The sequence below is a fragment of the Actinomadura rudentiformis genome (assembly GCF_008923185.1).
Taxonomy (GTDB): Bacteria; Actinomycetota; Actinomycetes; order Streptosporangiales; family Streptosporangiaceae; genus Spirillospora; species Spirillospora rudentiformis.
In genome coordinates this window covers 166,086-180,074 of record NZ_WBMT01000005.1, presented here as the reverse complement: position 1 = coordinate 180,074, position 13,989 = coordinate 166,086, and the positions used below count along the sequence as shown (strand labels likewise).

Here is a 13,989-nt window from a genome sequence, read left to right as displayed (position 1 = left end):
AGGAGGAACCGTCCATGCGAAGAGCGCTCGCCGGTGGCATCACGGCCGGGCTGGCCATCACCGCGGCGGCCCTGGTACCGGCCGCCCCGGTACAGGCAGTGGCAGCCGAGTCGTACTCCTGGAAGAACGTCCGGATCGACGGCGGCGGCTTCGTGCCCGGGATCGTCTTCAGCCGCAAGGAGAAGAACCTCATCTACGCCCGCACCGACATCGGCGGCGCGTACCGCTGGGACCAGGCGGGCAAGACATGGATCCCGCTCCTCGACTGGGTGGGCTGGGACAAGTGGGGCTATAACGGCGTGGTCAGCATGGCCGCCGACCCCGTGGACGCCGACCGGGTCTACGTGGCCGCCGGGATGTACACCAACTCCTGGGACCCCAACAAAGGGGCGATCCTGCGCTCCGCCGACCGAGGGAAGACCTGGCAGGCCACCGAACTCCCGTTCAAGCTCGGCGGCAACATGCCGGGCCGCGGCATGGGCGAACGGCTCGCGGTCGACCCGAACGACAACCGGGTGCTCTACCTCGGCGCCCCCGAAGGCAACGGTCTCTGGAAGAGCACCGACCGCGGCGCGACCTGGTCCAAGGTCTCCTCGTTCACCAACCCCGGCGACTACGCCGAGGACCCGAGCGACCCGAACGGCTATGGCAGCCACCGCCCCGGCGTCGTATGGGTGACGTTCGACGAGAGCACCGGCACGTCCGGCACCCCCACGAAGACCATCTACGCCGGCGTAGCCGACAAGGCGAACACCGTCTACCGGAGCACCGACGCGGGCGCGACCTGGACCCGCCTCGCCGGCCAGCCGACCGGCTACATCGCCCACAAGGGCGTGCTGGCCGGGGACTCCCTCTACATCGCCACGAGCGACACCGGCGGCCCCTACACCGGCGCCAAGGGCGACGTCTGGAAGTACGACACCAAGACCGGCGGATGGACGCAGATCAGCCCGATCCCGTCGAGCAGTTCCGACGACTACTTCGGCTACAGCGGGCTGACCGTCGACCGCCGGCGACCCGGCACCCTCATGGTCGCGACACAGGTGTCCTGGTGGCCCGACATGATCCTCTTCCGCAGCACCGACGGCGGCGCGACCTGGACGCGCATCTGGGACTGGAACGGCTACCCCAACCGCAGCTTCCGCTACACCCACGACATCTCGTCCGTGCCGTGGCTGACGTTCGGCGCCAACCCGTCACCGCCCGAGGTCACCCCCAAGCTGGGCTGGATGAACGAATCAGTCGAGATCGACCCCTTCGACTCCGACCGCCTGATGTACGGGACCGGGGCAACGATCTACGGCTCCGAGAATCTCTCCCAATGGGACGCGGGCGGCAAAATCACCATCAAACCCATGGTGAAAGGCCTCGAAGAAACAGCCGTCCTGGACCTGATCAGCCCGCCCTCCGGAGCGCCCCTGGTCAGCGCCCTGGGCGACATAGGCGGCTTCCGCCACCCCGACCTCACCACGGTCCCCGCCACAATGTTCACGCAACCCGTCTTCACCAGCACCACCAGCCTGGACTACGCCGAGGCCAATCCCAACATCCTGGTGCGGACGGGCAACTTCACCGACTCCGACCGGCCGAACGACAGCCACGTCGCGTTCTCGACCGACGGCGGGGCCAACTGGTTCCAGGGCACCGAACCAAGCGGCGTCAACCAGGGAGGCACCGTCGCAGCCGCAGCAGACGGCTCCCGTTTCGTCTGGGCACCGGGCGACTCCGGACAGCAGGTCGTCCATTCCACCGGCTTCGGCACAACCTGGAGCCCCTCCTCCGGCGTCCCCGCCAACGCCATCATCGAGTCGGACAGAGTCAACGCCAGCAAGTTCTACGCGTTCTCCAACGGACGTTTCTACGTGAGCACCAACGGCGGCCAGAGCTTCACACCCGCCGCCACAGGCCTACCCACGACCGGAGTGCACTTCAAAGCACTACCCGGCAAGGAAGGCGACATATGGCTGGCCGGTGAAACAGGACTCTTCCGCTCCACCGACTCGGGCGCCACGTTCACCAAGCTCCCGAACGTGTCCAAAGCCGTAAACGTGGGATTCGGCAAGCCCGCCCCCGGCCGCACCTACCAGGCCCTCTACGCCGTCGCCACAATCAACAACGTCACCGGCCTGTTCCGCTCCGACGACGCCGGCGCCACCTGGGTACGTGTGAACGACGACCAGCACCAATACGGGAACATGGGCGAGGCCCTGACCGGCGACCCACGTGTCTACGGCCGCGTCTACCTCGGCACGAACGGCCGAGGCATCATCTACGGCGACACGAGCACCACACCGACCGATCCACCCTCCAGCTGCACCGCCACCTACAAGACGACCAGCTCATGGCAGGGCGGCCACCAGGGCGAAGTGACGGTCACCAGCACCACACCGACCAAGAGCTGGAAGGTCGGCTGGACGTTCCCGGGCGACCAGAAGGTCACCCAGCACTGGAGCGCCAAACTGACCCAGCAGGGCTCGACCGTGACCGCGGCCAACGAGTCCTGGAACGGCTCCCTCCCCGCCAACGGCACAACAACATTCGGCTTCGTAGCCAGCGGCGCAACCGCATCGATCACCCCGACCTGCACCACCGACTAACGCGTTGTCATCGCCGAACTCAGAGAGCGCCCCTTCGCAATCATGAGCCGGTCAGCCATCCAGGATTGATCCAGAACAGCGCCCCAAGGTGACCTCAACCCTGCTCGCATCCCATCTCCATCACCCGCGTCCCCCGCGCGGCCGGTCCGGGACGGCGTTCCACAAACGTGCCGTCCGCCCGGAACCCCAGGTCCCACCAAGAGCGCCGCGCGGACGCAACGGATGGCTGAAGGTCTACAAACACCGCATGGCAACCGGTGTCCACGATCAGGGCGGAAGTCCCTCACGGCGGCTCTGCGGCCAAGGTTCACGACTGCCGGGCCTTTCAGCAACTGGCGCGCCAGGCTGGCATCAGACCATCGCGCGGCGGGTCATCGAAACCGGCGAACGCCTCGGGGGCTACCGCTGGAAGATCGAAGGCACCGTCGCCCGGCTCACCGTCTGCTACGAACGCTAGTTGTTCGCTGCGATTCTTATCCTCGTTGCCACCGTGCTGGGAGGAGCTCGCTACGTGACGCTCTTGTGCAGGAAGGTCTCAAGCCGTTCGGCGAAGCCCGGTGCTGCCGCGACGAAGTGACCAGCGCCCGGATGAACGCTGCGCTCGCCGCCGAGCGCATCAGCAAGAGCGTCGCAGATCCGCTCAAGCGCGGCCGTGTGGTCTCCGGAGGCGACGAGCACTGGGACGCCGGCGTCACGGATCGCGTCGAGCTTTGGGCGCGCTTCGCTGGGCGGCCGACCACCGTGCGCCCGCCGAACGCTGGCGACGACGTGCTCGGGGAGCGGGCCGTCGCCGATGGGTGCGCCCGCCAGGTGGAGGAACTCCCGCAACTCGGTCGGGTCCATGTCCATGCCGTGGGTGAGGACCCCATCGCCGATGCGCGCGAGCCGCGCCACCTCGGGATCGTCAGGGACTAGGTAGTTGAGCGGTGGCTCGATCAGGGTGAGCGAGCGCACGCTGCCCGGGGCGGCAGCGGCCGCGATCAACGTCCCGAGGACGCCGTAGGAGTGGGCGACAACGTGCGGGCGTTCGATGAGCAGTGGTGCAAGGTCCAGGGCGTCCACCTCGAAGTCCTGACTCTTCTGCGGTGGTGGACTCGGCGGATAGCCACGGCGATGGACGTATGCCAGCGTCCACCGATCGGCCAGCGGAGCCAAAGCGCCCCACGTCGTCCGAGGGCCGGCACCGCCATGCACAAGCAGGATCTCCGGCCCAGAGCCATCGCGCACCACCACGATCTCGCCCACGAGGCGAGCATAACGACGCCCCCGTGGGACACGTTCCAAACCACGGAAGTCCTGACGACTGCTCCCTGCAGGATCAGCACCTCCAATGTCTGATGCCTTAACGCAAGGCGAGCAGGAGGCACTGCGGCCAGCGCGGTACGACGACCGTCGGCTGGCGCGTTCGGCGCGTGATGGGCTAAGGCAAATGAGCGGGCCGCCCAGGGACATTCCTGGGCGGCCTGCTACATGGAGCGTCAGTTGAGCGGCGGGTTGGCGTTCCGCATCAGCTCCTGGAACTGGGCGGAGAACCAGTGGCCGGACAGCGGCGCGTCACCTAGGGCACCGCTCATGTTGTAGTTGTTGCGCGCGTTGCCCTCGTACGTCGGGTCGCACATGCGGTCGAAGCCCTTGCCTTCCTCGTTCTGGATCTCCTTGCTGGCACCGTCGGACTCGCCCGGGGGCTTCATCCAGACGTAGGCGTCGATGCCCGCCTCAGGTGCCGCCTTGGGTCGTTCGCCGAGGCCGGCGCCGGACTGGTTGCACCAGTTGCCCAGGTGGATGCGGCGGTCGGTCCGGCCGCCGTTGACGTAGTCGTCGACCGAGGTCCGCGGGCCGGGGCCGGTGGGCCGGGCGGCGCCGCCCCAGCCGTTGCGGCTGGTGTCGATCAGCATGCCGATGTTGTTGCCGAAGGACTGGGCGAGTCGCTGGCGCATGCCGAGGGCGTAGGACGTCTCGTCCACGTAGCGGTTCCAGTCGACCCAGTCGGACTCGCGGACGGAGGTGCTGCCCACCACGTCGTTGATGGTGAAGTACGGCTCCTTCGTGGCGCCGTAGTTGGCGGTGTTGGTGATGAAGCCGTGCACGTTCGACATCGCGCCCGAGTCCCGCGCCACCTGGGCGAGCAGGTCGGCGGTCGGGCCGAAGTTGTCGTCCCAGCCGATCCAGCCGTGGTGGCCGATGTCGATGTAGTTGTAGACGTTCGGGATGGCGCCGAGCTTGTTGAGGGCGTACGCGATGCCCTTCTGGTAGTTGCCGTTCGCCTTCATGATGTCGCAGTTGGGGGTGTACGTCGGCCGCGGCGACACATTGGTGATCAGGTTGGGCAGCGAGTCGATCTCGACCACCGTGACGATGCGCAGGTTCGCGTACTTGGCGTCCTTGAGGATCGCGGCGATCGGGTCGATGAACTGCGTCTTGTACTTGTCGATCTCGTCGGCCTTCAGTTCACCGTTGGACGCGAGCGCGGAGCAGTCACGGCCAGGAAGGTTGTAGACGACGAGCTGGATCAGGCCGGCGCCCTGTGCGACGGCCCGGTCGAGATGGGCGCGCAGGCCCATGCCGCCGTTCACGCCCTGGATCGCCGCGGTGCGGTCGAGCCAGACGCCGGTGGGCTGATCGGCGATCCGGCTTCCGCCCGGCTCGGCCGTCGCCTTGGCGGCCCACTCGGGGTTCACGTACGCCTTGGCGCCCGCGTACGGGTTGTCCACCCGGTTGCCCGGCGGATCGGTGGGCGGGTCGGTCGGGCCCGTGGTGCCGGTGCACACCACGCCGTTCAGCTTGAACTGCGCGGGTTTGTCATTGGTGCCCGAGAAGGTGGCCTGGAATCCGGGGTTGGCCGACGCCCCGGTCGCGAGCGTGGCGTTCCAGTCTGCGTTCTTCACGGTGACGTGCTTGCCGGACTGGGTGAACGTGGCGTTCCAGCCGCTCGTCACCTTCTGGTCTCCGGCGAAGTCCCACTCCAGGGTCCATCCGTTGAGCGTGTCACCGAGGTTGGTGAGCGCCACGCTCGCGGTGAAGCCGGTGCTCCACTGGTTGACGGTGTAGTCGACCTTGCATCCGGCGGCGGCGCCCGCCTGGGCCGAGGTGAGCGCGACGGCCCCGCCGGCGAGCAGCAACGACGCCGCGCCGGCCGCGGCCGCGCGCAGCCACGACCCACGGGGACTCTTCGATGGCGAGCTTTTCGGTACTTGTGTCATGCGGTTCGGCAACCTTTCGGGGGTGGTGGGGCGACTGAAGAGCAGAGCCGGGCACCGGGGCCGTCCGTAGTGGGAGCCAAGCGGCCTCGGTGCTCCGGTCAGCGAAGGGATCGGAGGTGCTCGCGCAGTCCCGCGCCGTACGGCGTGGGCGTGCCGTCGTACGAGCTGATCAGGGAGGGGCCGCTGGCGCAGTTCCAGGTGTTCCACGTCCAGCCGAGGTACGACGCGCCGTGCCTGTCGAGCCAGGCCATGAGCGTGTCGATGTAGGAGTGAGCGCAGGTGTTCTCGCCGATCTCACCGGCGACGAGCGGCACCTGCGCGGCGAGCGGTGCGAGCTGCTGGTCCCAGCAGGTGGCGTCCTTGCAGTAGTTGAAGTTGTAGGAGTGCCAGGCCGCGGCCATGTTCCCGGTGGGGTCGGACGGCTTGTTGGCGAGCCACTGGCTGAGGTCGTTCGAGTAGCTGGTGCCAGGGATCAGGACGACGTTGGCGGCACCGGTGCCGCGTACGGCGTCCAGCAGGTCCTGCATCCCGGCCGCCTCGTAGGTCAGGCCTGGGCACGCGTCGCCGCCGTCGCGCCAGCACTTCCAGGACTGGTTGTAGTCCATGACCTGGAGGTTGTTGGGGTACGGCTCGTTGAAGACGTCGAAGACGACGGCGGTGTCGCCCTTGAAGGTGTTCGCGACCTGTTTCCAGAACTCCGGTGAGTGTTGCGCGTCGGGCATAGGTTTCTGGCACTCGGCGTTGGCCGTGGCGCAGTGGCTGTTGTAGCCCGTCCAGAGGCCATTGCTCCAGTGCAGTTCGAGGATGGGTGTGATGCCGTTCTCCAGCAGTAGGCCGACGTAGTTCTTGACTGCGTTCTGGTACGCCGTGCCCCTGTAGGCGGCGTTGACGTTCGGTAGTCCGAGCCAGCAGTCGGAGTTGAGCGGCACTCGGACTGTGTTGACACGCCAGGTCTTGATGGCGGCCACGGAGGCGGCGTCCATCGGGCCGTCCCAGAAGCCGTTGTTCTGGACGCAGGCGAACTCGCCGCCTGAACGGTTGACGCCACGCAGGACGACGGTCTTGCCGTTCGCGTCGACGAACGTGTTGCCGGAGACCTTGAGCTTGGGCGCGGGGCCTGTGGGTGGATCGGTCGGGGGCGTTCCGCCGCAGGTGGTGCCGTTGACGCTGAACGTGGCCGGGTCGGTGTTGGTGCCGCTGTAGGTGAAGTTGGCTCCGACCTGGACCGTCGCCCCGGCGGCCACCGTGCCGTTCCAGCCCTCGCTGCCGACGGTGACGGTCGCGCCCGACTGGGACCATTGCCCGTTCCAGCCATTGGTGAGCTTCTGGTTCCCGGTGTAGGAGTACGTCAGTTCCCAGCCGTTGAGCGCCGCCGTGCCCTGGTTGGTGATGCCGATGGCGGCGGTGAAGCCCGAGCCCCAGTCGTTCTTGGTGTAGTCGACCTTGCAGGACACCTCGGCATGGGCGGCGGCGCCGAGCGAGCCGAGTCCGGTGACGAGGGAACTCGCCAGGCAGAGGACCCCGGCCAGCGAGGCGGCCGCCGCGGTGCGGGAGGACGCGGTGCGGGCAGAGAACGGTCTCATGACGTCCTTCACCTTCAGTCGCGCTTGGTCGTGGGGAGGGAGTCGAGAATCTGCGCGCCGGTGGGCTCCTGGACGTTCGGGCGGGCACCGAAGTCCGACAGCTCGACGGTCCCCGTGATCTTCTTGGCGTCGCCGGCCGGGGTGAGGCGGATGCGGTTCGGGCGGCCGGCGTCGTCGGTCCACAGGTCGAAGCCGGTCGTGGCGGGCAGCGCGGACGCGAACGCCCGTACCGCCGGATCGGGGATCTTCCGCAGCGCGACGGTCCGGGCGATCGTGCCGCGCACATGCCAGGTCGCGCCCGCCTCGGCGGTCACCGACGGCCGCTCGGCGGTGCGCAGCACCATGGCGAGCCGGTGAACGTCGGGGAAGTCGGCGAACGTGCGGGTGCCGCGGGCCGCCCGAAGCCAGGTCCGGCCGGTGCGCTTACGGATGTTCGGCGGCACCGAGACGTATTCGGTGCCGCCGATCGACAAGACCGTGGCGCGCGCGCCCTTGAGCACGCCGTCCATCCGCCCTGCCTGCTGCCGGGCGTCCCAGACACCCGACATGTCCAGCCGGTACGCCGCGCGCCCCTTCTCAGCGGGCATGGCGATCCGCGTGGTCAGCCGGAACGAGGCGGAGCCCTCGAGGTTGCCGGTGCCTGCGGCGAGCAGGGTGGGCGCGTCGTGTGGGAAGCGTGTCGTGGCGGCCCGCTGTTGCGGGTCGGCCGACCCGCCACAGCCGGACGCGAGCAGCGATGCGGCCGCCACGACCACCACCACCGTCGGCACCGCCGACCTCGGCAAGGGCTGCATCGAACCTCCTGTGCGTCGACGGTGCTTTGGGAGCGCTCCCACTCCTGATTGCGACGTGAACGTAGAACGCGCCGGCGCCGAGCGGAAAGAGTCGTTCCACGGCTTTTCACAAGTCCCGTTACGGCTCTTGACAGTCTCCGCTCATGAACGGATTCTTGGGAGCGCTCCCACTACTCCCCTCCTCCGGCCGATCCCGACGGCCGGAGCACCCCGAAGGGAGTGCCAGCGTGACGATCCTCGAACCGTCCACCGACCCGGCCGTCACGATCCGCGCAAGTCGGCCAATCCGCGTAAGCCAGCCGATCCACGCAAGCCGACCGATCAGCGCAACTCAGCCGATTCCCGCGGACCAGCCGATTCCCGCGGACCGGCCGATTCCCGCGGATCAGGCGATCGCTGCGAGCCAGGCGATCGCTGCGAGCCAGCCGATCACCGCAGGACAGGCGATCACCGCGGGCCAGGCGATCACCGATAGCAGGCCCCCCACGCTCGCGCACGTCGCCGAGCTCGCCGGTGTCTCTCCGGCGACCGCGTCCCGCGTCCTCACCGGCTCAGCCAGGGTCAGCCACCAAGCACGCCTACGGGTCGAGAAGGCGGTGGAACTCCTCGGCTACGTCCGGCGCCGCCAGCCCGCGCTCGGCACGGTCCCTTCCGGAGCGATCGCGGCGGTGCTCTGCGAGGACAGCGCCCGCGTGTTCGCCGACCCGTTCTACTCCCGCCTGCTGTGGGGCGTCCGGCGGGAGCTCGACGGCCGGGCCCCGCTGGCCATCCTCATGGTGGGCAAGCCCGACGAGTGGCGGGTGACCACGGACTACCTCCGCGGCGGGGATGTGGCGGGCGTTCTGCTGATCGGCTCACACCGTGACCATCCCGCGGCGCTGGTGCACGCGACCGCGGGCGCCCCGGTGGTCCTGGCCGGACGGCCGCTGGGCGATCCGGCCCTGCCGTACGTCGACGTCGACAACCTCGGAGGTGCGCGGGCGGCGGTCCGCCATCTGCTCGCGACCGGCCGCTCCCGCATCGCCACCATCGCGGGCCCGGCGGACATGGGCGCGGGCGCCGACCGGCTGGCCGGCTATCGGGGGGCCGCGCGGGAGGCCGGGATGGACGTGACCGGGATGGTCGGGCACGGTGACTTCGGCCCGCTCTCCGGCGAGCACGCGATGGACCGGCTGCTGGACCGGCGGCCCGACCTCGACGCGGTGCTGGCCGCGTCCGACCTGATGGCCACCGGGGCCCTGCGCGCGCTGCGCCGGGCCGGTCGCCGGGTGCCCGACGACGTCGCCGTCGTCGGCTTCGACGACGCCCCGATCGCCCAGCGCACGCTTCCCCGGCTGACGACGGTGCGGCAGCCGGTGGAGGAACTGGGCGCGCGGCTCGTCCGCGAGTTGCGCGCCCGTATCGCGGGTCGGATCACCACCGATCGCGGCGTCGTGCTCAAAACCAAATTGATCATTCGCGACTCCGCCTGACGCCCGCCCGGCACACCGCCTGACGCCCGCCCGGCACACCGCCTGACGCCCGCCCGGCACACCGCCTGACGCCCGCCCGGCGCCTCGCCCGGCCCACCGGCCGGCACCGCGCCTGGCACTCCGGCCTCCGCCCGACGCTCCGTCTGGCGCCGCATCGAACGCTTCGCACGATGCGGCGCCTGACGCGGCGGCCGACACAGCGACCGACACACCGTGCGTTCGCCGACCTGCCGGCACGACCTTCCTGGTCCCTCTCTGTCCCCAATCGCCCTGTCCAGGGCACCCGATGAAAGGAATCCCGGTGAGAAGACGGCATCGATGGCGCGCGTTCACGGCGATGAGCGTGCTGCTGACCTTGTTGTGCGGCGGCCTGGCGGCCGTCGCCGCGTCCCCCGCCCAGGCGGCGGTGGCGTGCAAGGTCGTCTATACGAAGAACGCGTGGAGCACCGGCTTCACCGCGAGCCTCGACATCACCAACCAGGGTGACGCGGTCGACGGCTGGAAGCTGACCTACTCCTACTCGGGCAACCAGACCCTCGTGAACGGCTGGAGCGGCAAGTGGTCGCAGTCCGGCCGGCAGGTGACGGTCGAGAACGAGACCTGGAACAAGACGCTCGCCTCCGGCGCCACCGTGAACGTCGGCGCGCAGTTCAACTACAGCGGATCCAACGACGACCCGGCCGTCTTCACGTTCAACGGCGTCCGCTGCAACCAGACCTCGACGCAGCCGACCGTCGCGCTGACCAGCCCGGCCGCCGGCGCCACCTACTCGGTGGGCGGCACGGTGCCGCTCGCCGCCACGGCCGCCGCCGGTTCAGGGGCGACGGTCAGCAAGGTGGAGTTCTACAACCAGGACGGCCTGCTCGCCCCCGGTGACACCACCGCCCCGTACACCCTGTCCTGGTCGCCGGCCGCGGCGGGGAACCACTCGCTCTACGCCAAGGTCACCGACAGCACGGGCGCGACCGCGGAGTCCGCGCCTGTCGGCATCACGGTCACCCAGGGCGCGAGCATCGTGACGAGCCCGGCCTCCTTCAGCCTCGCGTCCGGTGCCAAGGCGACCTACGGCGTCAAGCTCTCCGAGGCGCCCACGGCGAACGTGACCGTGACGACGGCCCGGACCGCGGGCGTCACCAGCCTGTCGGTCACCGCCGGGGCGACGCTCACCTTCACGCCCCAGAACTGGTCCGCCGAGCAGGACGTGGAGATCACCGCGGCCGCGACCGGCAGCGGGGAGGCCACCTTCACCTCGACGGCCACCGGGTACACCGCGGCCAAGGTGACCGTCCGGCAGATCGACGGGACGGGCGGCGTCTACGAGCAGCGCTTCATCGACCAGTACAACAAGATCAAGAACCCGGCGAACGGCTACTTCAGCCCTGAGGGCATCCCGTACCACTCGGTCGAGACGTTCATGGTGGAGGCCCCCGACCACGGCCACGAGACGACCTCCGAGGCCTACAGCTACCTCATCTGGCTGGAGGCGATGTACGGCAAGGTCAGCAAGGACTGGGGGCCCTTCAACGCCTCATGGGCGCTGATGGAGAAGTACATGATCCCCACTCACGCCGACCAGCCCACCAACGCCTCGTACCAGGCGAGCAAGCCCGCCACCTACGCGGCTGAGCACCCCCAGGTGACCTCCTATCCATCGCAAATCGACGGCAGCATCCCGGTAGGCCAGGACCCGATCGCGGGTGAGCTCAAGTCCGCGTACGGGACCGACGACATCTACGGCATGCACTGGCTGCAGGACGTGGACAACGTCTACGGGTACGGCAACACTCCCGGCGGCGGATGCGAGAACGGCCCGAGCGCGGATGGCCCCTCGTACATCAACACCTACCAGCGCGGCCCGCAGGAGTCGGTCTTCGAGACGATCCCGCAGCCGACGTGCGACGCGTTCAAGTACGGCGGTCCCAACGGCTACCTGGACCTGTTCATCAAGGACGCCAGCTACGCCAAGCAGTGGAAGTTCACCAACGCCCCGGACGCCGACGCGCGTGCCGTCCAGGCCGCGTACTGGGCGAACCTCTGGGCCAAGGAGCAGGGCAAGGCCGGCGACGTCTCCGCGACCGTGGGCAAGGCCGGCAAGATGGGCGACTACCTGCGCTACGCCTTCTTCGACAAGTACTTCAAGAAGATCGGCAACTGCTACCCCGCCGCGACGTGCCCCGGCGCGACCGGCAAGGACAGCGCGCACTACCTCCTCTCCTGGTACTACGCCTGGGGCGGCTCGCTGAGCACCAGCGGCGGCTGGTCGTGGCGCATCGGCGACGGCGCCTCGCACTTCGGCTACCAGAACCCGATGGCCGCGTACGCTCTGGTGAACGACCCGGCGCTCGCGCCCAAGGGCTCGACCGCGAAGGCCGACTGGCAGGCGAGCCTCACCCGCCAGCTGCAGCTCTACAAGTGGCTGCAGTCCGCCGAGGGCGCCATTGCCGGCGGCGTGACCAACAGCTGGGACGGCAGCTACAGCGCCCCACCCGCGGGCCTGACGAAGTTCTTCGGCATGGCCTACGACTGGCAGCCCGTCTACCACGACCCGCCCAGCAACCAGTGGTTCGGGTTCCAGGTGTGGTCGATGCAGCGGGTCGCCGAGTACTACCAGGTCACCGGTGACGCGAACGCCAAGTCGATCCTCGACAAGTGGGTCTCCTGGGTGTTGCCGCAGACCACCGCCGACCCCGCCACGGGTGCCTACCGAGTGCCCTCCACGCTCCGCTGGAGCGGCCAGCCGGACGCCAACTGGTCCGGTACGTCCGGCATGCCGCCGGCCAACACCGGCCTGCACGTCACCGTCGCCGACCACACCGACGACGTCGGCACCACAGCCGCCCTGGCCCGCACCCTGACCGCCTACGCAGCCAGAGCCAACCATGCCCAGGCCAAGCAGACGGCCAAGAACCTCCTCGACGCGCTCTGGAAGCACCAGGACACCAAGGGAATCTCGGTCTCGGAAACGAAGGCCGACTACAGCCGCGTCAAGGACCCGGTCTACGTGCCCCCTGGCTGGACCGGGACGATGCCCAACGGCGACCCGATCAACTCCAGCTCGACGTTCATGTCCATCCGCTCGTTCCTCAAGAGCGACCCCGACTACAACCGGGTCTGGGCCTACGCCACCGGCGCCAGCTCCACACCGCCCGCCTTCAAGTATCACCGCTTCTGGGCGCAGGCAGACATCGCCATGGCCATGGCCGACTACGCCCGCCTCTTCAACGAGTGAGCGGAGGGAGCGAGTGAACAGAACAAGCACGCTCCACCGGCTGTTCGTCGTGGTGATCCTGGCCATGGCATCGCTCACGGTCGCGGCGCCTGCCCAGGCCGACGTCCAGCTCTGCGAACAGTGGGGCAGCGCCATCCAGGACAAGTACGTAGTACAGAACAACCGCTGGGGAACGTCCGCCACACAGTGCATCGAGACCACCGGGTCCGGCTTCCGGATCGTCCGGGCCGACGGCTCGGTGCCGACCAACGGCCCGCCGAAGTCCTATCCATCGATCTTCATCGGCTGCCATTACACCAACTGCTCGCCGGGCAGCCCCCTGCCCGCGCAGATCAGCACGATCGGGAGGCTGAACAGCAGCATCTCCTACACCTACACCGGCGACTCGATCTACAACGCCTCCTACGACATCTGGCTCGACCCGACACCGAAACGGGACGGCGTCAACAAGACCGAGATCATGATCTGGTTCAACCGGGTGGGGCCGATCCAGCCCATCGGCAGGCCGGTCGGCACCGCCACCGTCGGCGGCCGGAGCTGGGAGATCTGGACCGGCAACAACGGCGGCAACGACGTGATCTCCTTCGTGGCCCCGGCGGCGATCGGCAGCTGGAGCTTCGACGTCATGGACTTCGTCGACCAGGCGATCAGCCACGGCCTGGCCAATGCCAGCTGGTACCTGACGAGCGTGCAAGCCGGTTTCGAGCCGTGGCAGAACGGCACCGGACTGGCTGTGAACTCCTTCTCCGCCGCCGTGGAGAACGGAAGTGAGAACCCACCCCCGACCTGCAAGGTCGCCTACACCACGAACACCTGGTCAGGAGGCTTCACGGCGGACGTGACCATCTCCCCCACATCCCCGGTCAACGGCTGGTCCCTGGCATTCACCCTGCCGCCCGGGCAAACGATCACCAACGCCTGGAACGCCACCGTCACCCCGGCCACCGGCGCCGTGACGGCCCGCCCCGTTGACCACAACGCGTCGATCCCGCCCAACGGCAGCCGGTCCTTCGGCTTCCAGGGCACCTACACGGGCGCATTCACCCGCCCGACCACCTTCACCCTCAACGGCACCCCCTGCACGGTGACATGACGCGGGCAAACCACCACCAGA

General features: G+C 68.7%; 9 protein-coding genes. 5 read left to right on the top strand and 4 right to left on the bottom strand.

The window, feature by feature from the left end; genetic code table 11:
- Window positions 1-14: 14 nt before the first annotated feature.
- Together F8566_RS12225 and F8566_RS12220 are read left to right on the top strand one after the other, a co-directional pair.
- Window positions 15-2,597 carry a cellulose binding domain-containing protein gene (locus tag F8566_RS12225; protein WP_151560307.1) on the top strand — a complete coding sequence of 861 codons (2,583 nt, stop codon included), beginning with the start codon at window positions 15-17 and terminating at the stop codon, window positions 2,595-2,597.
- Between the two features lie 247 nt (window positions 2,598-2,844).
- Entirely contained in the window at window positions 2,845-3,054 is a 210-nt protein-coding gene (locus F8566_RS12220; RefSeq protein WP_151560306.1) for a hypothetical protein, read from the top strand.
- Window positions 3,055-3,104: 50 nt separating this feature from the next.
- On the opposite strand, the gene F8566_RS12215 is transcribed toward F8566_RS12220, so the two are convergent.
- From F8566_RS12215 to F8566_RS12200, 4 genes are all read right to left on the bottom strand, one after another.
- Window positions 3,105-3,842, bottom strand: coding sequence for an alpha/beta fold hydrolase (locus tag F8566_RS12215; protein ID WP_151560305.1), 738 nt, complete (start codon window positions 3,840-3,842; stop codon window positions 3,105-3,107).
- A gap of 233 nt (window positions 3,843-4,075) precedes the next feature.
- Window positions 4,076-5,797 (bottom strand): glycoside hydrolase family 6 protein, encoded by a 1,722-nt coding sequence (locus F8566_RS12210; protein WP_151560304.1) that lies wholly within the window; start codon window positions 5,795-5,797, stop codon window positions 4,076-4,078.
- 98 nt (window positions 5,798-5,895) lie between these two features.
- Window positions 5,896-7,380, bottom strand: coding sequence for a cellulase family glycosylhydrolase (locus F8566_RS12205; RefSeq protein WP_151560303.1), 1,485 nt, complete (start codon window positions 7,378-7,380; stop codon window positions 5,896-5,898).
- 14 nt (window positions 7,381-7,394) lie between these two features.
- Window positions 7,395-8,174: a LolA-like protein gene (locus F8566_RS12200; RefSeq protein WP_151560302.1), complete on the bottom strand. Its 780-nt coding sequence runs from the start codon at window positions 8,172-8,174 to the stop codon at window positions 7,395-7,397.
- Window positions 8,175-8,401: 227 nt separating this feature from the next.
- On the opposite strand from F8566_RS12200, the gene F8566_RS12195 reads away from it, so the two are divergent.
- The 3 genes from F8566_RS12195 to F8566_RS12185 all read left to right on the top strand — a co-directional run bounded on the left by F8566_RS12195 (window position 8,402) and on the right by F8566_RS12185 (window position 13,968).
- The gene (locus tag F8566_RS12195) at window positions 8,402-9,646 is read left to right on the top strand and encodes a LacI family DNA-binding transcriptional regulator (RefSeq protein ID WP_225993094.1); all 1,245 of its coding nucleotides are present in this window, start codon (window positions 8,402-8,404) and stop codon (window positions 9,644-9,646) included.
- A gap of 301 nt (window positions 9,647-9,947) precedes the next feature.
- Complete coding sequence (locus tag F8566_RS12190) at window positions 9,948-12,875, top strand: glycoside hydrolase family 48 protein (protein ID WP_225993093.1); 2,928 nt, start codon at window positions 9,948-9,950, stop codon at window positions 12,873-12,875.
- Window positions 12,876-12,888: 13 nt separating this feature from the next.
- Complete coding sequence (locus F8566_RS12185) at window positions 12,889-13,968, top strand: GH12 family glycosyl hydrolase domain-containing protein (RefSeq protein ID WP_225993092.1); 1,080 nt, start codon at window positions 12,889-12,891, stop codon at window positions 13,966-13,968.
- Window positions 13,969-13,989: the final 21 nt, after the last annotated feature.